Raw genomic sequence first — 20,173 nt, 5'->3', positions numbered from 1 at the left:
CATTCGTTACGAGCAGAAGTCCAGCGGCAAGCGGCGCGGTACAAACTGCCCCTGCCCCAGTTGCTCGGCATCGCGCAGGGTGCGCCACGTGTAGTTGAGCGCGGTCTCCACGGCGCTGACCAGTTCTTCACCGATGGCCAGCCGTCCGGCCAGTGTGCTGGCCAGGGTGCAACCCGAGCCGTGATAGCTGCCGGGCAAGCGATGGCAGGTAAAGGTATGACGGCTACCGTCGCGGCTGTACAGGCGGTTATGGACTTCGTGTTCATCACCGTGACCGCCGGTGATCAGCAGGTGCTTGCAAAAGGGCAGGAGTTTTTCTGCGCATTCATCAGCGCTGCCCTCGGGCAGTTCGGCCAGGATGCGGGCTTCGGGAAGGTTGGGGGTGGCAATGGTGGCCAGGGGCAGCAGGCGTTCGCGCATTGCGTAGCCCACTTCGTCCTTGCCCAGTCGCCCGCCGCCGCCTGCGCGCAACACCGGGTCGCAGACCATTGGCAGATGCGGGTGGGCCTGAAGCAGTTCGACCACGGTGTCGACCATTTCCAGTGAGCCGAGCATGCCCAGCTTGACCGCCGCAACGGTGGAGTCGCTGAGCACGGCGTCGGCCTGGGCCAGCACCCACTCACGATCCAGCACGCGGAAGTCGCGGACATTGACGGTGTTCTGCACAGTCAGGGCGGTCACCACCGGGGCGGCGTGACAGCCTTGAGCCAGCAGGGCTTCGATATCTGCCTGCAAGCCGGCACCCCCACTGGGGTCATGGCCGGAGAGACAGAGGACAACGGGGCGAGAGCTGTAGATATTCATGGTGCGCGAGCTTACCACCAAACGGTTTTTTGGGGCGCTTGGTCCGTGCGCAGTTAAATGTTGGTTATAAGCTTTTGATTGCCCTGACAAATTTTCCGTTTGAAAACTCGATTATCGCTGTAATGCCCGATCTAGAGCCTTTGCATTGATTTTTGGCATGGTGTGTATGTGCCATTAATGGCTATGTTAGAGTGCCTTCAAATTAATAACCGGTCATTCGGGCGACGTCATCCCAGAGGGAGTATGGGCTGACGCAGTTTATCGAGTGAGCTACGTTGGGGCTGTATGCGCTATTTGTTGATGATGTTGTTGGGCTGGCTACCGATGCTGGCTGGCGCAGTCACGTTTGACGAAACCACACAAAGCCTGCCCTTGGGCCGCGTGATGCAAGTCTTCGAAGACGTGGGCGGCGAAGCGACTCTGGCAGATGTGACCGCCCGCGACGAGCTGTTCAAGCCACACACCAAAGACACGCTGAACGAGGGCTACTCGCACTCGGCCTTCTGGGTCAAAGTGGATTTGCACTATCAGCCACTAGACCCGCAGGTGCATCGCACCTGGCTGCTGGAATTGGCCTATCCGCCGCTTGATTCCATCGAACTGTACCTGGCTGATGCCGCAGGCAACTACCGACTCGCCGAACGTACGGGCGATGCGCTGCCCTTTGACAATCGTCAGATCAAAGAAAACAACTACCTGTTTGAACTCAACTTCACCCCGGGGCAAAGCCAGACCCTGTACTTGCGCCTGGCCAGCCAGGGCTCGGTCCAGGCGCCGTTAACGCTGTGGTCAGCCCAGGCGTACCTCGAAGAACAGCCCGTACGGATTTATATCCTGGGCCTGATTTATGGCGTATTGCTGGGGATGCTGGTTTACAACCTGTTCATTTACCTCAGCGTGCGCGACACCAGTTACCTCTACTACATCTTCTACATCGGCTCCTTTGGCTTGTATCAGCTGTCAGTCAATGGCGCAGCGGTGCAGTACTTCTGGCCGAACAACCCGTGGTGGGCCAATGCGTCCACACCGTTCCTGATTGGGGCGTCGGCGTTTTTCGGTTGCCAGTTTGCCCGCTCCTTTTTGCACACCGCCTCCCACAGTCGCTGGCTTGATCGGGCGCTGATGCTCCTGATGGCAGTGGGTGCCCTGGTGATGGTGCTGGCGTTGACCACCAGCTATGCCGTGTCGTTGCGCCTGGCCACTGGCCTGGCGCTGGCGTTTATCGTCACCATTTTTACCGCTGGCGTGGTGGCCTGGATACGAGGGCTGCGGGTCGCGCGCTACTTTGTGATCGCCTGGTCGGCCTTTTTGCTCGGTGGGCTGGTCAATACGCTGATGGTGCTGGGCTATCTGCCAAACGTGTTCCTGACCATGTACGCGAGCCAGATCGGCTCGGCGATTGAGGTGGGGCTGCTGTCGCTGGCGCTTGCCGACCGGATCAATGCCATGCGTGACCTGCAGGCGCGCACGCTGCAAGAGTCCGGGCAAAAGCTGGCCGCCATGAACCAGCAGCTGGCGCGTACCAACCAATTGAAAGATGAATTTCTGGCAACCGTTACCCATGAGTTGCGCACCCCCATGAATGGCGTGATTGGCTCTCTGGAGCTGATCAAAACCCTGGACATGAGCCCTGAGCTTGCGCAGTACACCCAGACGGCAGAAGGTTCTGCGCGCGAAATGATGCACATGGTCAATGGCATCCTGGTGCTGACAGAACTGCAAGCGGGTCGACTGGTCGCCCGTCCTCGCCCGTTCAGCCTGAATGAACTGCTGCAAGGGCTGAGTGATCAGTTCGGGCCAGCGGCGCGTAGAAAAGGCCTGGAGTTTTCGTACGAAGTGGCACGCAACCTACCCGATCACTGGGTAAGCGATGCCGAGAAAATTCGACAGTGCCTTGAGTGCCTGCTGGATAACGCCATCAAGTTCACCCGTGAAGGTGGCGTGGTCCTGCGAGTTACCGGCAAAGCCGCAGACGCCGGGCGTTGGGCGCTGGCGTTCAATGTCATCGACAGCGGCATCGGTTTCGTACATCAGGAGGAAGCCGAGCTGTACCAGCACTTCTTCCAGGTCGATGGTTCCATGACGCGCGAATATGGTGGTTTAGGCATCGGCCTGGCGATTTGTCGACGTCTGGTGGAGCTGCTTGGCGGGCGACTGACTCACCATTCGCAGCCCGGGCAGGGCTCACAGTTCCAACTGTTGCTGGAGCTTGAGTCACCGGTTCAAGTCCCGCAGCCGCACCCCGTATCGGCCCACGCCCAGACCCTGGTTCGCACCCCCGGGGAGTGTGTTGTCCTGCTGGTTGAGGAACCCTCCAACCCTGCGATGGTGCGAGGCATGTTGCTCAAGCTGGGTTATCGCGTGCTGAGTGTCGATACCGGGCAGGCGGCGATAGAGGCACTGCGCCGCGAGCGGGTCGATGCAGTGTTGCTGGCGTGCCCGCTGGCGCTGGTGTCGGGTACATCGATAGGCAGCCAGTTGCTGACACTGGCTGCGTGCGCGCAACTACCCGTGCTGGCGCTGTTCGAGTCCGAGCTCGAGGCCCATCAGGCCCGTGATCAGGTCGACGGAATCACCGATTACCTGATCAAGCCGCTACGGTTTGAGGCGCTGCAACACGCCTTGGCACAGCGGCTTTTGATTCAGGAAGGCAGCAAGAACGCAGAGTTTTAGGCGTTTATGCCACTTGTTTAGGTGCAGATGCGTGCTTCACTGGCTCTATTGGCAAGCGCCAGAGGAGCCCGCGCAATGAACCTGCATCAATACGCTGAAACCCACCAAGTGACCAATCAGCCGCCGTCTCTGGACGGCGTGAACCTGTACCGGATCGATCGGGTGCTACAACAGTGGAGTCAGCACTTTGGTGCGGGCTGGGCACAGGCGCGGATCGATGAGTACGGTGCACTGGCGGGTGGCCCGTTGATGGTCGCGGGCTTTTTGGCCAATGAAAACAAACCGCAGTTTGTCAGCCATGACCGTTATGGGCATCGGATCGATCTGGTGGAGTTTCACCCGGCGTACCACGAACTGATGCGCACGGCGATTGAGCACGGCTTGCCGTCCTTGCCCTGGACGCACCCGCAACCCGGTGCCCATGTGGCCCGCGCCGCCATGACCTACCTGCACAGCCAGGCCGAAGCAGGCAGCGGCTGCCCCTTGACCATGACCTTCGCCAGCGTGCCGGCCTTGCGCCTGCAACCCGAGCTGGCTGCTGTCTGGCTGCCCAAAGTGCTGGCCACTGACTATGACCCGCGCAATGTCGATATCAGCCAAAAGGCCGGCGTGACCCTGGGCATGGCCATGACTGAAAAACAGGGCGGTACCGATGTGCGCGCCAACACCACGCTGGCGTATCCGGTGGGAGCCAAGGGAGCGGGGCAGGCCTACGAACTGTTGGGCCACAAATGGTTTTGTTCGGCGCCGATGTGTGACGGCTTCCTGACCCTGGCGCAGACCGACAAGGGCCTGAGCTGCTTTTTGCTGCCGCGCCATCGCCCGGACGGCAGCCGCAATGAGTTCTATATCCAGCGCCTGAAAAACAAACTGGGCAACAGCTCCAACGCCTCCAGTGAAGTCGAGTTTCGTGGTGCGCTGGCCTGGATGATCGGCGAAGAAGGGCGCGGCGTGCCGACGATTATTGAAATGGTCGCCATGACCCGCTTCGATTGCATGGTCGGTTCCAGCGCCTTGATGCGTCAGGCGCTGACCCAGGCCAGCCATCATTGTGCACACCGTCTGGTGGGAGGGCGGGTGTTGGCAGAGCAGCCGTTGATGCAGAACGTACTGGCAGACCTGGCGCTTGAAAGTGAAGCCGCGCTGGCCTTGAGCTTGCGCATGGGGCGCGCGCTGGATCACCTGGACGACCCGCAAGAAGCCCGGTTTTCCCGGCTGGTGACGGCGGTGGGCAAGTACTGGATCTGCAAACGGGCTCCGGCCATGATCAACGAAGCGGCCGAATGCATGGGCGGCGCGGGGTATGTAGAAGACAGCATTCTGCCGCGTCTGTATCGCGAAGCGCCGGTGAATTCAACGTGGGAAGGTTCGGGGAATGTGCAATGCCTGGACGTGCTGCGAGCCCTGTCCAAAGAGCCCGGAGTCCTGGATGCGCTGTTTGCCGAACTGGGTGACGGGCACGGTGATGCGCGTCTGGCGCAGCACATTGCACAGCTTAAAACCGATTTTAAAGACACCGATGATATTCAATACCGCGCGCGGCAACTGACAGAAAATATCGCCCTGGGCCTGCAGGCAAAGTTATTGCTGGAAGCGGGAAACAGTGATGTCAGCGACGCCTTTATCGCCAGTCGCCTGCAAAACAGCGGCCGGGTTTACGGTACGTTGCCAAGGGGTTTGAATGTGGCTGCGATCGTTGCTCGCTCAACCCCAGGGATCCCCTGAACATGTGAGCTCCCACAGGAAATCACCCACATAAAATCAGTGGCATGCCTACATTTGTAGCTGTCTTTGCCCCTCGATACAGGCAAGATAAAGGCCTGCCCGTTCAGAAGACAGGATGCTTATCGTGACCGAAGCTTTTATTGTCGTTTCCACCGCTGAAGAGGCCGTTGATCGCCTCGCTGCCCTCCACGAGCGCGCAACCACTGCGTTGAGCCAGGCACTCAAGCGTTACCTGAAAGACCGAGTCGAGCCCAGTGCCGAAGAGCGCGCCCTGTTCCGCTACCCGGAACTGCGACTGACCAATACCATTCACGGTGAAATCCCCACCCTGACCCGTGCTTACGCCAAAGTGCAATTGCCGGGCACATACAGCATCACCGTCACCCATCCCGCCTCTTTCCGTAACTACCTGCTGGAGCAGTTGGTGCCGTTGATGCGCGATTTCACCGTTGAGGTGGAAGTCGGTGTCAGCCAGCAAAATATTCCGTATCCCTATGTGGTCGAACAAGGGGATGAACTTGCCGGTTCCGGAGTGACTGCAGCCGCGTTGGCGCGCGTATTCCCCAGCACCGACCTGTCCGCCGCCACCGACGGCATCGCAGATGGCCTGTACGATTGGGAAAACACCGATCCGCTGCCCTTGGCGCTGTTCGACGCTGCCCGGGTCGACTTCTCGCTGCGCCGCCTGGTGCACTACACCGGCAGCGACTGGCGCCATGTGCAGCCGTGGATTCTGCTGACCAACTACCATCGCTATGTCGATCAGTTCATCTTGCACGGCCTTGAGCAACTGCGGGACAACCCGCGCTTTGTGCGCATGGTGTTGCCGGGCAACGTGATCATCGAAAAATCGATGGACTACGGCGAAGCCCAGGCCATTGCGGCAGGGGTGGTGTGGCATCGTTACCAGATGCCGGCGTATCACCTGCAGGCCAGCGATGGTCACGGCGTGACCTTGGTGAACATTGGCGTCGGCCCGTCCAACGCGAAAAACATCACCGATCACCTTGCCGTGCTGCGTCCCCATTGCTGGTTGATGATTGGTCACTGCGGCGGCCTGCGTCAGTCGCAAACCATCGGCGACTACGTGTTGGCCCACGCCTACATGCGTCGCGACGGGATTCTGGATCGGGTCGTACCGCCCAATATTCCGATTCCGGCTCTGGCAGAAGTGCAACTGGCGTTGCAGGAAGCGGCGGCACAGGTCACCGGCGAACGCGGCGAAGAACTGAAAAAACGCCTGCGCACCGGCACCGTACTGACCTATGACGACCGTAACTGGGAACTGCGCTGGGCTCAGGAGCGCCCGCTGATCAACCTGTCCCGCGCCGTGGCCGTTGACATGGAAAGCGGCACCATTGCGGCCCAGGGCTATCGCTTGCGCGTTCCGTACGGCACGCTGCTGTGCGTGTCGGACAAACCCTTGCACAGCGAAATCAAACTGCCGGGCTCGGCCAACGCTTTCTATGAGCGGGCCGTGAGCCAGCACTTGAAAATCGGTATTGCCGCCGTGGACTTGATGCGCAGCCAGCTCAACTCCCTGCACTCGCGCAAACTGCGCAGCTTCGACGAACCGCCGTTCCGTTGATCGGTGATGGTCATTTAGCGATCGGGGGACTAGCATTGCCAGCCCTGATCGCTAGATGTCCTTTTTTGTCATGTCTCGTCCCGCCCCACGCCGCCCGGCCTCGAAAAGTCCAAACCCTCAAGCTGCCAATCGCCGTGTGGCCAAGGCGCCGCCGTCTGATCCCAAGCTCTATCTGTTCAATAAACCCTTCGATGTGCTGACCCAGTTCAGCGACGAAGGCGGGCGGGCGACGCTCAAGGATTTTATCCCCATACCGGGCATTTACCCGGCCGGTCGACTGGACAGGGACAGTGAAGGTTTGCTGCTGCTGACCAATGATGGCCAGCTACAGGCGCGGATTGCCGACCCCAAGCACAAATTGCCCAAGACCTACTGGGTACAAGTGGAAGGCGAGCCCACGCCAGAGCAACTGCAGCAGTTGCGTGAGGGTGTGGAGCTCAACGATGGCAAGACCCTGCCAGCTGAAGCACGGGCACTGGAAGAGCCGCAGCTATGGCCGCGCAACCCGCCGGTGCGCTTTCGCAAAAGCATTCCCACGTCGTGGCTGGAGCTGGTGATTCGCGAAGGGCGCAATCGTCAGGTACGGCGGATGACGGCCGCGGTGGGCCTGCCGACCTTGCGTCTGGTGCGGGTGCGGATTGGCGACTGGACGATTGAAGGGCTGGAGCAGGGGCAATACAAGGAAGTGCCAGCGCGGCTATAGCGCGCCGGACTCGATCAGCCCGATCACCACGCTTTTGATGATGAACGCCGCAACACCCAGGCCCAGTACGAAAAACAGAATCATTGAGCCGAAGCGCCCGGCTTTGGACTTCTTCGCCAGATCCCAGACGATAAAGGCCATGAAAATGATCAGCACACTGACCAGAATCGTCATCATCCATTCTTCAAGTACGGCAGGATCCATCGGTGTTCTCCGGCGTCATCGTGGGAAAAAGCCGTAGGAGTATACGTCAAGGCGCCGGCGCGGCTATTGATCTGGGTACTGGGTATCAGCGCCTTTGTGGGAGCGGGCTTGCTCGCGATGGGAGCACTGCGGTCTTTCAGTCAAACCGCGTTGCCTGCATCGCGAGCAAGCCCGCTCCCACAGGATCACGTGCGCAAGTGAGTCAACGGCAACTCGGTGCTGTTAAGCACCTGATTGAGCACAAAGCTCGAGCGCACGCTGGTCACGCCTTCGATACGGGTCAGCTCCCCCAGCAGCAGTTTCTGGTAGTGATCCATGTCGGCTACCACCACTTTGAGCTGGTAGTCCGCGTCCATGCCGGTCACCAGGCTGCACTCCAACACCTGGGGCAGGTTGCGAATACAGGCTTCGAAATTCTCAAAACGCTCTGGCGTGTGTCGGTCCATGCCGATCAGCACGTAGGCCGTAAGGCTTAAACCCAGCAGCTTACGGTCGAGCAGCGCCACCTGCCGGCTGATGTAGCCATCATCCTCCAGCTGTTTAACCCGGCGTGAGCAAGGTGATGGCGACAGGCCGATGCGCTCGGCCAGTTCCTGGTTAGAGATGCGTGCGTCACGCTGCAATTCCGCCAAAATGCTCAGGTCATACCGGTCGAGTTTGCTCACGAAGTTACCCTTTGTCATAACTATTGCGTGAAAGTATCCACCTTAAGTCAAAAATTGCGCAAGTAATGTTTTATCGAGCAATATTCGCAATCGCCTGCTGTGCCCTCAAGCCTATTCTTATTAACAGAATCACTGCCCGGACATAGAGTCCACAGCGGCCCGCCGAATCAGGCCAGCCGCGGCCGCCAACCCCACAGGGGTGTCCCGGCCCCCGGGCTACGCACTGTCCAGAAGACGGCGCGAGGTGAGCCAACATCACAAGTGTTGAGCCAGGACTGAAAATTCAAGGGGCGACCGACGGGTCGCCCTTTTTTCGTTTGCCAAAAATAAGTTTTACCCGGCTGTTTCCCACAGAACTGGTTCTATAAATCCTAGTCTTATTTGTAAGACCTAACCCGCAGTGAGGAACAGCATGAAACCGCGCATCTGGCATCTGGCTACAGTTGGCGTGCTCTGTGTGAGTGTCAGCGGACAGTTATTGGCCGATGAACGAGGTGAAGGCGGTCCTCAAGAAGCTCGCCCCGCCCATTCCAATGGTGGTCAGCAACACGGGCAGCAAGGGCAGGGCGGTAATAATCAGCCGCGCCAGGAGTTCAACCAAGGGCGCCCCCAAGGCCATCAAGACAACCAGCCACGCCCTGAAAACAGGCTGCAACAAGAGAATTCGCAGTCCCATGGAGGTCAATGGCAAGGGCGCCCGCAGGGTCATCCAGACAACTCGCCCCGCCCTGAAAACAGGCCGTCACAAGAGAATGCGCAGTCTCATGGCGGTCAATGGCAAGGGCGTCCACAGGGCGCAGCCCCTGTTCAAACGCGCCCGGTCCAGCCCGGTAATAACCTGTCGATTCAGTCTCGTCCAGATACAGTGCAGCAGACCCAGGCCCCGAACCGGGGTGGCAATCAGAATTGGCACGGCGGCGGTTACTACCCGGGCGCCAATAATCGTCACCCCAACGACCAGCGTTGGGTCGGGCGCCCCCCGGGGAACGGAAATGGCTGGGGTCCGGGGCCTCAATACAGGCCCGGTTACGTGATTGACCGTTTTCCCGGTCAGTACCGGCAAGTGCCCTATCGCGGTCAGGATTACTTCTTTTCCGGCGGCTATTGGTATCGCCCACAAGGCCCGCGGTACATCGTGGTTCAACCGCCCTATGGGATTCGCGTAGGGTATTTGCCTGAGTTTGCGCGGGAAGTATGGTTTGGCAGCACGTTGATGTTCCTGGCGGCGGGTGCGTACTACGCGTATCAACCCGCAACCCAGGACTACATCGTGGTTCAACCCCCGACTGCCCAGCAACCGGTGAGCAACGGCTATGACGTGGTGGCTTACCCGATGAATGGCCAGAGCCCGGCGCAAGTCGATCAGGATCGCTATGACTGCTACCGCTGGGCTGTTGATCAAAGCGGGTTTGACCCTGCCAGACTCACCTACGCACCAGACCCGGCCCTGGTGCAAGCCTATCGTCAGGCGCAAGGCAATTGCCTGAGCAGCCGCGGGTATCAGGTGACGTATTGATGAATGACGAAACGCTGTAGCAGCTGCCGAAGGAACGAGGCTGCGTCCGACGACGTAGTCGTCGTAAAATCAGGCGCCCCGGTGTGTCAGATAAATTGAGTGCTCGGGTATCACGACGGCTTCGCCGCCGGACGCCGCCTCGTTCCTACGGCAGCTGCTACGAGGTTATGTGTACCCTGGGTTTAACCACTTCCTTCGGGTCGGCGTGCACCAGCACCTCGGCCTGGGGGTAAACCTGCTTGATGGCGTCGGCGGCGTGGTCGCAGATGGTATGGGCTGCGGACAGGGTCAGCTCGCCCGGCAGCTCAAGGTGAAACTGCACAAACCAGACAGTGCCCGAAATACGTGTGCGCAGGTCGTGAGCGCCGAGTACCCCCGGCACGGCACAGGCCAATGACAGCATGTTTTCGCTGATGTCACTCGGTAACTCCTGATCCATCAACACGGCAAAACTCTCACGCCCGATCTGGATCGCACTCCAGAGGATATACACCGCAATCCCCAGACCAAACCAGGCATCCAGTTGAGGAAAGCCAACACTGGCCAGCACCAGCGCCAGCAAAATACTGCCATTGAGCATCAGGTCCGATCGATAGTGCAGCGAGTCGGCACGCACGGCATTGGAGCCCGTGGCCTTGATCACCCGGTGTTGCAGCATCAACAGTGCCACGGTCATCACCAGCGAAAATACGATCACGCCGATTCCGATCCACGGTGCGCCCACCGGCTCGGGGTTTTTCAGCCGTTCGACGGCCTGAAAGGCGATCAATACTGCACTCACCCCGATAAACAATGCCTGTCCCATGCCGGCCAGCGACTCGGCCTTGCCGTGACCGTAGCGGTGATCTTCATCGGCGGGGCGCAAGGCGTAATGCACGGCCAGCAAATTGAGAAACGAGGTCACGCCATCAAGCAGCGAGTCGGTTAACCCGGCGAGCATGCTGATCGAGCCACTGAGCCACCAGGCGATGGCCTTGGTCACGATCAACAGACTCGCCACCGCCACCGACGCACGGGTGGCCAGGCGTAACAGGCGGGCGTGTTCCGTGCTGCTGGTCATGGCGCTTCCTTGCTAATGGGCGACGGGCTTCAGGCGGCGGGCTGCAAACCGTACATGGCCAACTGCTGTGCGCTGCCCTTGTGCTGGATCAGGCGCGGGTCGTTCAGCGGGAAACTGCGGCCCAACTCGCTTTCGAGAATGGCCTGAAGCTTGGCGTTATCGACCTTGCCGTCTTCGCCAATGGCTTCGCGCAGTTTTTCCGGGGCGATTTGTGCGGTTTTGCCTGGCGGGAAGTAAATCGCGCCGGTGGCGAAATCGACACCGAATGCGATCAGGCCCGGAATCACATAAAACAGCAGGCCTACGGCATCGAGCACAGCAATCATGGGATCGATCTTGCCGTCGATCTGTCCACGACGATCGGGAAAGAAAATACTGCCGCAGGCAGTCAATTGGCTGAGCAGGGCCGCAACCACGACACCGCCGATCACACGGGAAGACATACGCATACAAAAACCTCGAAGACGCTTAAAGGACTGAATCATTAAGACCGCGCTTAATGCTCAACTGTTCGCCGTTATACTCGCCGCTCTGTTCTGGAGCCACCATGATTTCTTTGCCGATTGATGAAGTTTTACCTGCACTGCGCCTGGCGTTGGCCGAGCGCCATGAAGCCGTGCTTGAAGCGCCCCCCGGCGCTGGTAAAACCACCCGTGTTCCGCTGGCCCTGCTCGATGAACCGTGGCTCGCCGGTCAGAAAATTCTGATGCTCGAACCCCGGCGTCTTGCTGCCCGTGCAGCCGCCGAGCGTTTGGCCAGTGAACTGGGTGAAAAAGTCGGCGAAACCGTGGGCTATCGGATTCGTCTCGACAGCAAAGTCGGTCCCGATACCCGTATCGAAGTGGTCACCGAAGGCATCCTCACCCGCCGCCTGCAGCACGACCCGGCGCTGGAAGGGGTAGGCCTGGTGATTTTCGACGAGTTCCATGAGCGTAGTCTGGATGCCGACCTGGCGTTGGCCTTGAGCCTCAATGGCCGTGAGCTGTTTCGCGACGAGCAACAGCTGAAAATCCTGCTGATGTCCGCCACCCTTGAGGGCGAGCGCCTGGCCAGCATCCTGGGCGATGCACCGATCCTGCGCAGTGAAGGACGCATGTACCCCGTAACGATGCGCTGGGGGCGGCCCTTTGTGCCCGGCGAGTTTATCGAGCCGCGAGTGGTGCAGACCGTCCTCGATGCCATCAACGATGAAAGCGGTAGCCTGCTGGTGTTCTTGCCCGGGCAGGCAGAGATTCGCCGGGTCAATCAGCAATTGGCTGACGCGCTGGGCTCGCGCAGCGATATTTTGCTGTGCCCGCTGCACGGTGAGCTGGATCTGGCGGCTCAGCGGGCGGCCATCGAACCGGCGCCCAAGGGGCTGCGCAAAGTGGTGCTGGCCACCAACATTGCCGAGACCAGCCTGACCATTGACGGCGTGCGCGTGGTCATCGATGCCGGGCTGGCGCGGGTGCCGCGTTTTGACCCGGGCAGCGGCATGACCCGTCTCGATACCCAGCGTATCTCCCGTGCCAGTGCCACCCAGCGCGCTGGTCGTGCCGGGCGACTGGAACCCGGTGTGTGTTACCGCCTGTGGTCAGAAGACCAGCACGGGCAACTGGCCGCCTACGGCAGTGCTGAAATCCTTCAGGCAGACCTTGCCGGGCTGGCGTTGCAGTTGGCGCGCTGGGGCGTGACGCCGGAGCAATTGATCTGGCTCGATGTGCCTCCCGCGGCAAGTTATGCACAGGCTCAGCAATTGCTGGAACGCCTGGGGGCCTTGCGCGACCGAAAACTCACGCCGCATGGCGAAACGATGGCCGAACTGCCTGCGCACCCGCGTATCGCCCATCTGTTACTTCGCGGGCAAGACTTGGGCCTGGCTGACATGGCCTGCGACGTGGCGGCGCTATTGGGTGAGCGCGATATCTTGCGCGGCGCCGGGGCGGATGTGCACAGCCGCCTGGCCTTGCTCTCGGGTGAAAGCCGCGCCGCACGGGGCGGTCAAGGAGGCGTGCAGCGCGCCAAACAACTGGCCCGTCAGTATCGGGGCTATTTGCGGGCCAAGGCCACTCAGCCGGTGACCGACCCCGATCACCCGCGCTGGCTGGGCGCCTTGCTGGCGCTGGCCTACCCCGACCGCATTGCCCAGCAACGCAAGCCCGGTGGTGCGGAGTATCGGCTGGCCAATGGCCGGGCAGCGCTGTTCAGCGAAGTCGACGGCCTGATGAAGCAGCCCTGGCTGGTCATCGCAGACCTGGGCAGCCGTCAGGGCCAGCGCGAAGAGCGTATCTACCTGGCCGCCGAGTTTGATCCCGCGCTGCTGGATGGCGTGCTGAGTGAGCAGGTCAGCGTTGTCGATCAGCTTGACTGGGATGAGCGTGAAGGCGTGTTGCGTGCTGAACGCCAGCGCAAAGTGGGCGAACTGGTACTCAGTCGCGAACCGTTGACCGGGCTGGACGAGGCGGCGCGCACGCAAGCGCTGATCAATCTGGTGCGGCGCAAAGGCCTGGAGCTGTTGCCGTGGACGCCCGAACTGCGTCAATGGCAGGCGCGAGTGGCCCTGTTGCGTCAGCTTGAGATGCAGGCTCAAGGCCACAGCGAATGGCCGGACGTCAGCGATACTGAGCTATTGGCCGGGCTTGAGGAGTGGCTGGCGCCCTACCTGGGACGGGTTTCGCGGCTGAGTCATTTTGCCGGCCTGGACCTGTCGAGCATTGTGCATAACTTGCTCAAATGGCCGCTGCCCCAGCGCCTCGAAGAACTGGCGCCCCATCACATCAAGGTGCCGTCGGGTTCATCGGTGCGGTTGGACTACAGCGAGCACCCACCGATTTTGGCGGTACGCCTGCAAGAACTGTTCGGCCTGGCGGATACCCCGCGCATTGCGGGCGGGCGCCAGGTGGTCAAATTGCACCTGTTGTCGCCTGCACGGCGACCGGTACAAGTGACCCAGGATCTGGCCAACTTCTGGCGCAGCACCTATGCCGAGGTGAAGAAAGACCTGAAGGGGCGTTATCCCAAGCTATTCCATAAGTTGGACCCTTGGGTCGATTCGCTTAACAAGAAATGATTGACGCATTCAGGCTTCTGCTTCCACATAACGAGCAGCGTTGACTACGACGCGTTCACTGTCCCAGGTTGCTTGAGCTCTGGACGAGGAAGTAACTGCACTGAGTTGAGGTGAATCGAAAACGCGTACTCGCTAAGGTGGATTTTCCAACATCCACAGGTGAGCTATGCCATACAGCAACCCCTCTCATCGAAGTCGCCTGACCACGATTGCGCGTATTTCCGATCCCTTTTCAAACGTGTCAACGCTTGAAGCCGCTGGCGCCCGCGCGGAGCCTCTGACCGCAGACCAATCACTTGTCGTTTATGAGTTCAACTCGATCTGCGAACCGGGAAATTCAGAGCTATACCACCTTCCATTTTTGTTTCATGCCAACGGAGACCCTTGGCATGAGGCAAACTCATACGTGCTGAGTGTGATTCGTGATAGCCCAGTTAGGGTTAGCCGCACCGATGGGATAAGAAAGCTAGCAAGTAAGTTGTTAGATTATTTGAGGTTTTGCGAAGACAATGAACAAGAATGGCTCGACTTCTCGGGTACTAGGATGTCCATGCACCCAACTACCCGTTACTTTCATAGGCTGATAACGGAAGGTAAGAGAAGTAATTCTGTAATCAATCAATATACCGGGGCGGTATACGGTTTTTATCAATATGTCAGCGAGAACTGGCATCCATTAGATATGAATAAGGTTGATACGGTCAAGTACGTCAAAATGATGGTGGAGACGTCAACAGGTACCAAGTCATTCGAGGTAAGGAAAAGAGGGCAGACAAAAAAGGTGCCACGCAGGGCGATGCCGCAAATTGGATACATAAGAGAGGATGGCGAGGATTTGCGGCCTCTGCATAATTCTGAACTTCAGGTCTTGATGCTATCTCTGAGTGATGGTGAAGTTTGGTCTGCTGTAGAGCGGCTTATTGTGCATGTTTCTCTTCTTACTGGGGCAAGAAAACAAACAGTTTTGACATTGCGGCTTCGGCACCTGAAAAGATTTCGCCCTGAATTTCTGCAAAAAGATAATACTTATAAACTTTTTGCCGGGCCAGGAACCGGAATCGACACGAAAAATAACAAGCTGCAAGACCTCTATTTTCCTAGGCCGCTCGCCGAAGAATTATGCAGGTTAATTGCTAGCCCGTTGATGCTTGCCCGACAGAAAAAATTTCAAGCAAAGTTGGCAAAAGAATTTCCACAGGTGCAAATGACAGGCGATGAAATGTACGTATTTTTATCTGATCAGGGTAATAGCTATTACATGGCTAAGGATGATCCCCGGTATACCCTAGTGAAATCGCCTCAGTCCGGGCAGGTCGCAGATACGATTCGACGCAAAATAAGACGTCTTGATATTAAAAACTTTCCTTGCGATTTTACCTGCCACTGGCTGAGAGCAACATACGCCTATATTTTATATCAAAGGCTGAAAGCTCTCGTATCTAAAGAGTTGTTGCCGTCGGGGGATATCATCGATTTCATACAATCCAGAATGCATCATGAGGCAAGAGAGACTACGGAGAACTACTTAAAGCTCTTTACAATGACGCATGAGAAAGTGCTCGTACAGGAGTTTTGGGAGTATAGGTTGTTTGAAGGTGCGTACGAAATATCAGGCGGAGGCCTGTCCAATGCATGAGGATTACGTGCAGCGTGCAGACTTAATTCACATCCCACCGTCAGCGTTTCTGGAAGATTTTTCTGAGCCTGAGAGGCTTCTAGTTAGATTGACAAGGTCGGTCAAGAAAAAAGGCTTAGATTTTGGAAGTTTTGCGTATGCTGATACTCGGGCAGATTTGAATGTGCACGAGGATTGTGGCGAGTATGTTGTTCTTTCATCTTTTGTTGAATCTCGCCGGGAACTCATTCTTGCAATCATACAGAGCTTGTTTACTCTTCGTGAAGAAAGCGTGCTCCAAAACTTCGTACGCATACGGCTATTCATTCGATGGCTGAATAGAGAAGGCTTTGTGAGGCTGTTCGAAAGCGAGGAGGAAGCGCAAAGAGCGTATGTTGGATACACGGCTCACCTTATACATAGGCTTCATACTGGTGGGCTTAAGCCGCGTACTGCTGCACATTACCAAGAAGGTGCTTGTTCCGTTATTAAAGCAGCATTTCCCCAGACCTACCGACATGTCGTATCGGGAGTCACAAAAATTTCGGGAGTGACACAACCTGTTGCTCCTAGTGACGATCATATCCACTTTTATAGAGATGTATGTCTCGCTCTGGCTCGACAATGCAGTGAGTTCGTGTTGAACAAACGACCTTTCCCATGCGTGGTAAATATTCGCGATTATGAAGTGGTTGTTTTTCACTCTGTAGTAGGCGTTTCGAGCCCGTATAGACCTCCTATAGACGTTTATAATGCCGCGGAGCGGCGTATCGCTACGCTCGATGAATATAAGGCTAAATTGCTTGAGAAAAACATTGAAGTAAAAGACAGGATCCTTAAGCACGGCATAATGGATGCTCAAAAAACCTTGAGCAGAAATAACCGCGATGAACGATCTCGGCAGCGTCTTCGCATTGCATCCTTGGCAGTCAAGGCGTATGCGTGCCTTCTGCTCTTAATTACCGGGGCTACCCCTACGGAATTTTCTCAGTTTTTATACGCGGATGCCCTGCAAGTTAATAAATCGCCGTTAAAAAAAGAATTGTCGGCGGTGAAGTTTAGGGCAGGTGGGAAAGTTACAAATTATAATGTTGGTAGAAAAAATGGGCTGTCTATTCTCCAGGACTATCTCAAATTGCGGGAGTGGTTGCTAGACGGTCGGAGCTACGATAAGCTTTTTTTTACGGTCTCTGAACTGCGTAATCCATCCTACAAAGAGCTTGACGCTTTGAGGGATTTTCCAACTAGCGATGCGCTACAGACGTTCTATCGTACCCTTCATGCGGGGTTTATAGATCCTAGTATTCCAATCCTTACAGTGAGGGAGATGCGAAGACATAAGAGCGTCACCCAGCATATGGGGGGGTTTTCCGTATCTACAGTAGCGAATTCTCTGAATCATACAGAGACTATGAACCTAGGTCGGTATTCTGGAGGTACCCTCGAGCATCAAAAGTCAGAGCTTTCCAAATACTGGGAGGCTGTTCAAACGGCTGCTGCATCAATTAAAGAACAATCCGAGAAGGCGGATCAGCTGATACCTATCGCCAGCGGCCAATGCGAACAATTCGGCGCTGCTTCGCCAGCACCTCAATTTGCGTCGAGTATTTCCATACTACCGGACTGCCAAACCCAGCACGGATGCTTGTTTTGTGTTCACTATGTGTGTCACTCAGATGAGACTGACATAAATAAATTGATGAGTTTGCAGTACGTAGTAAATGCTGTACGTCGTTCTGCGCCAGATATGGAGCATGCTGAATTACTATACTCGGATTTGTCTGCAAGGATTGATTATATCCTTAACGCTCTTGCGGAACGCGGCGATTCGGTTGCGAAGATTGTTGAAAAAGTAAGAACTACTGTGCATGTCTATGGTGTATTAACCCCTTTTTGGGAAACGCGCTTGAGTCGCTTTGAAAGGCTAGGAGTTGTTTTTTGAATAAGAAGTTTTCATCCTCGGGCATATTATACGCAGCCAAAGGCTTGGATATGAAGAACAAGCCTGATGTTGCATGCGCAAGCGGTAAGGCACCAAGTAATTGTTTTGTTTTATGTCGAGATGGTGACGGCCTGGCCACCGCCGTGTATGGAAATAATATTTGGGATTTTAATCCGTACAGGCTGTCGGCGGTTCATATATGCAAGGTAAATTTTGCCAAGGTTTTCAAGGGCGAAGGCGAACACGAATTGCGCTTAATAGATGAGGCGAAATATATAATGTACTCATTGATTTATTACGGCGGAGGTGGACGGACCGGGGCTTTGAGCGCTACTACTCTTGGTTTGTATTGGGTGCATGTGCTGCGGGGAGCGCTGCGGTTTTGCTATGCTCAGCGCGCTAAACCCATGGTAGGGATTATCACACTGGGCGAGTTGTTTACTATTCCAGTTTATCTTGCTGCATTCTTGCGCGAATTGAACCCGTCCTATCACAAAGTTACATCTGCATTTCTAAGTCAAATGATAGGTGTCGGGGCGCGGCATCTGGGTTATGAAGTTGTTAATCCTCAAGCTCTTAAAATCGTCCGGCCGAAGAATAAACAACACCCCGTTATTCCCACAAGATTTTACCTTCAGATTATAAACGTTACCGGCGCTTTGCTCGATCAGATTTATCCGAATATTAAAGAGCTCGATACATTGATTTGTAAATTCTCCGATGAACATTACGGCATTGGGAGAGGTACACAGAAATCAAGGGGCTTAGGTGGGAAAAGACACTATCGTCCAGATTTGCACATGGCTATCAAGGAGCATGGTTTGCACGATTTGTTCAAGGGGGAATTTGAGTGTCAATCTCGGTTGGTATTTCAAAGAATCATTTTGAAACTTCAGTATGTTATGAAAACTGTAATCCAGTTGTATACCGGCATGCGGGAGCAGGAAGTCATGCGCATGTCATATAATTGTATAAGTGAGGTATCGTATCGTACTCCGTTTCAAGACCCGAAGCGTATCAGTACCGATCTTGGGCAATGCGTGAGCGTACTGTCTACGACGACCAAGTATTCTGGATATAAAATGGAAGGAAGGTGGCTTGCCCCCAAGGAAGTCACAAGGGCTGTGGAAGGCGCACAGGCCATTTGCAGAGGGTTGGCGACCTTATATGGAATAGACGTTGGTGATGAATGCCCACTGTTTCTTAGTCCTTCGGTGATCGGATTTATAAGAGGGGCGAAAAAAGTAGCAGTTGCTAACTTTGTATCAGAAAAGACCCAGCTTGCTGGCTTCTCTTCGATGCTTATTACCGCTGAGGATTTAGCTGAGCTCTCATTAACCGATCAGTCTCGTGACTTTTGGAATGAACCTGCTTACCAAGTTGGTCAGCCATGGCCGCTGACTGGACATCAATATAGACGCTCGCTAGCGTTTTATGGCAGTAGTAGCGGCTTCGTCTCTCTTCCAACGCTCAGATCTCAGTTTAAACATTTGTCTTTAGCAATGGCCCGATATTACGCTAACGGGTTTAATAAGTTGCGCACGATGTTCGGGTACTATGATCAAGGTAGAGGAGAGTTTGTCTTGCCGAAAAACCACATTGCATATGATTATCAGATGGCTATACCAATGTCAGTTGCTAATCAATTAATCGCAGACCTTCTGCATTCTGATGCCCCTCAGTTTGGCGGAGTCGGAACTTATGTGGAAAAGCAGCGTGGAAGAGTTCTCAGTGGTGAAATTAGTGTAGAGGAACTTCGAGCGGATACTCAGCGCAGAGTCAAGAACGGTGACATAAGCTTTCGCGAGACGCTCTTGGGTGGATGCACTAAGTTTGGTCGCTGCAATTCTTTTTTGCTCGGCGATTTTTTGAGTTGCCTAACGTGCGAGAGTGCGGTGATAAAGTTAGAAAGGATTGAAGTCGTGATATCGGATAGTCGTTCCGAATTGTTGATGTATCCACAGGCTTCTGGCGAGCGGCAGATAGTAGAGAAAGAAATTGAAAGACTATCCGACTTTTTGCGTCTAAAGACCACTGAGCGGGTTGGGGTAGAACTAGTATGAGTAAAGAACCCCAAAGCGGTTTATTACTTTGTTTTGAGGCGTTGGATCGATTGATTGCGGCGCAACCCGTAAAATCCAGATTTGTAGGGTTGTCTTTAAGTAAGCTTACGGCAAGTATAGTTAGCGAAGAGGCGGGGTATGATAGAGGATATCTTAAGCGCTCACGCGCCGCTCATCTTCCGCTACTGGCGAGAATTGATGCTTTACGCATGAGTGCGTCTAAAACTAAAACGTCATCAAGTGAGAGTACGCTGCAGTCATTGAAAAAAAAGGTACAGAATCTTGAGCAGCAGCTTATTGAAACCTCGTATCAGCGTGATCGGGCTCTGGCTCAAAATCTTAAACTTTGGGAGCGTATGAGGGTATTAGAGCAATCCAAGTCCGGCCGAATCGTGGCGCTGGGAGGTCCTAAAAGAGGTACTACCAATCGCTGATGTTCAAGTTGGCTGGGGTTGAGATTAGTAACGCGCTTTTCTTAGCCTCTGGCCATTTTTACTAGGTATCTGATAATAGAGTAGTAAGGATAAATGATCGATGTCGTGATTAATCGCCGTTGTATCCTCATC

General features: G+C 55.8%; 15 protein-coding genes. 10 read left to right on the top strand and 5 right to left on the bottom strand.

Going from position 1 to position 20,173, the window contains the following annotated elements:
• Window positions 1–6: 6 nt before the first annotated feature.
• A complete protein-coding gene (locus tag AC19YQ_RS14585; RefSeq protein ID WP_500595385.1) occupies window positions 7–804 on the bottom strand; it encodes a hydroxymethylpyrimidine/phosphomethylpyrimidine kinase in 798 nt (265 codons plus the stop codon).
• A 285-nt stretch (window positions 805–1,089) separates the two neighbouring features.
• Between AC19YQ_RS14585 and AC19YQ_RS14580 the strand changes: the two genes are divergently transcribed.
• The 4 genes from AC19YQ_RS14580 to AC19YQ_RS14565 all read left to right on the top strand — a co-directional run bounded on the left by AC19YQ_RS14580 (window position 1,090) and on the right by AC19YQ_RS14565 (window position 7,493).
• Window positions 1,090–3,477: a hybrid sensor histidine kinase/response regulator gene (locus AC19YQ_RS14580; protein WP_500595384.1), complete on the top strand. Its 2,388-nt coding sequence runs from the start codon at window positions 1,090–1,092 to the stop codon at window positions 3,475–3,477.
• Between the two features lie 75 nt (window positions 3,478–3,552).
• On the top strand, window positions 3,553–5,202 hold the full coding sequence (locus AC19YQ_RS14575) for an acyl-CoA dehydrogenase family protein (RefSeq protein WP_500595383.1): 1,650 nt from the start codon (window positions 3,553–3,555) through the stop codon (window positions 5,200–5,202).
• A 115-nt stretch (window positions 5,203–5,317) separates the two neighbouring features.
• The gene (gene amn, locus AC19YQ_RS14570) at window positions 5,318–6,790 is read left to right on the top strand and encodes an AMP nucleosidase (protein WP_219262642.1); all 1,473 of its coding nucleotides are present in this window, start codon (window positions 5,318–5,320) and stop codon (window positions 6,788–6,790) included.
• A 136-nt stretch (window positions 6,791–6,926) separates the two neighbouring features.
• Window positions 6,927–7,493 carry a pseudouridine synthase gene (locus tag AC19YQ_RS14565; protein ID WP_162207952.1) on the top strand — a complete coding sequence of 189 codons (567 nt, stop codon included), beginning with the start codon at window positions 6,927–6,929 and terminating at the stop codon, window positions 7,491–7,493.
• On the opposite strand, the gene AC19YQ_RS14560 is transcribed toward AC19YQ_RS14565, so the two are convergent.
• Together AC19YQ_RS14560 and AC19YQ_RS14555 are read right to left on the bottom strand one after the other, a co-directional pair.
• The gene (locus tag AC19YQ_RS14560; RefSeq protein WP_016779292.1) at window positions 7,488–7,697 is read right to left on the bottom strand and encodes a DUF2788 domain-containing protein; all 210 of its coding nucleotides are present in this window, start codon (window positions 7,695–7,697) and stop codon (window positions 7,488–7,490) included. The genes AC19YQ_RS14565 and AC19YQ_RS14560 overlap by 6 nt on opposite strands.
• A 185-nt stretch (window positions 7,698–7,882) precedes the next feature.
• On the bottom strand, window positions 7,883–8,362 hold the full coding sequence (locus AC19YQ_RS14555) for an Lrp/AsnC family transcriptional regulator (RefSeq protein ID WP_019824171.1): 480 nt from the start codon (window positions 8,360–8,362) through the stop codon (window positions 7,883–7,885).
• Between the two features lie 412 nt (window positions 8,363–8,774).
• On the opposite strand from AC19YQ_RS14555, the gene AC19YQ_RS14550 reads away from it, so the two are divergent.
• A complete protein-coding gene (locus AC19YQ_RS14550) occupies window positions 8,775–9,878 on the top strand; it encodes a DUF6515 family protein (protein ID WP_500595382.1) in 1,104 nt (367 codons plus the stop codon).
• Between the two features lie 157 nt (window positions 9,879–10,035).
• On the opposite strand, the gene AC19YQ_RS14545 is transcribed toward AC19YQ_RS14550, so the two are convergent.
• Together AC19YQ_RS14545 and pmcY are read right to left on the bottom strand one after the other, a co-directional pair.
• Complete coding sequence (locus AC19YQ_RS14545) at window positions 10,036–10,938, bottom strand: cation diffusion facilitator family transporter (RefSeq protein ID WP_500595381.1); 903 nt, start codon at window positions 10,936–10,938, stop codon at window positions 10,036–10,038.
• A gap of 29 nt (window positions 10,939–10,967) precedes the next feature.
• Window positions 10,968–11,387: a periplasmic Zn2+ metallochaperone PmcY gene (pmcY, locus tag AC19YQ_RS14540; RefSeq protein WP_133076996.1), complete on the bottom strand. Its 420-nt coding sequence runs from the start codon at window positions 11,385–11,387 to the stop codon at window positions 10,968–10,970.
• Between the two features lie 98 nt (window positions 11,388–11,485).
• Here pmcY and hrpB point away from each other — a divergent pair, with 98 nt between their 5' ends.
• The 5 genes from hrpB (at window position 11,486) to AC19YQ_RS14515 (ending at window position 20,041) form a co-directional block, all read left to right on the top strand.
• Entirely contained in the window at window positions 11,486–13,987 is a 2,502-nt protein-coding gene (gene hrpB / locus AC19YQ_RS14535; RefSeq protein ID WP_500595380.1) for an ATP-dependent helicase HrpB, read from the top strand.
• Window positions 13,988–14,153: 166 nt separating this feature from the next.
• Window positions 14,154–15,623 carry a site-specific integrase gene (locus AC19YQ_RS14530; protein WP_019824165.1) on the top strand — a complete coding sequence of 490 codons (1,470 nt, stop codon included), beginning with the start codon at window positions 14,154–14,156 and terminating at the stop codon, window positions 15,621–15,623.
• Entirely contained in the window at window positions 15,616–17,544 is a 1,929-nt protein-coding gene (locus AC19YQ_RS14525; protein WP_500595379.1) for a hypothetical protein, read from the top strand. Before AC19YQ_RS14530 ends, AC19YQ_RS14525 begins: the two co-directional genes overlap by 8 nt.
• Window positions 17,541–19,607 (top strand): hypothetical protein, encoded by a 2,067-nt coding sequence (locus AC19YQ_RS14520; protein ID WP_010655485.1) that lies wholly within the window; start codon window positions 17,541–17,543, stop codon window positions 19,605–19,607. The genes AC19YQ_RS14525 and AC19YQ_RS14520 overlap by 4 nt, the downstream gene beginning before the upstream one ends.
• A complete protein-coding gene (locus tag AC19YQ_RS14515; RefSeq protein WP_010655486.1) occupies window positions 19,604–20,041 on the top strand; it encodes a hypothetical protein in 438 nt (145 codons plus the stop codon). The genes AC19YQ_RS14520 and AC19YQ_RS14515 overlap by 4 nt, the downstream gene beginning before the upstream one ends.
• Window positions 20,042–20,173: the final 132 nt, after the last annotated feature.

The organism is Pseudomonas sp. MF06569 (genome assembly GCF_059862735.1).
This window is presented reverse-complemented; position numbering and strand designations above follow the sequence as displayed.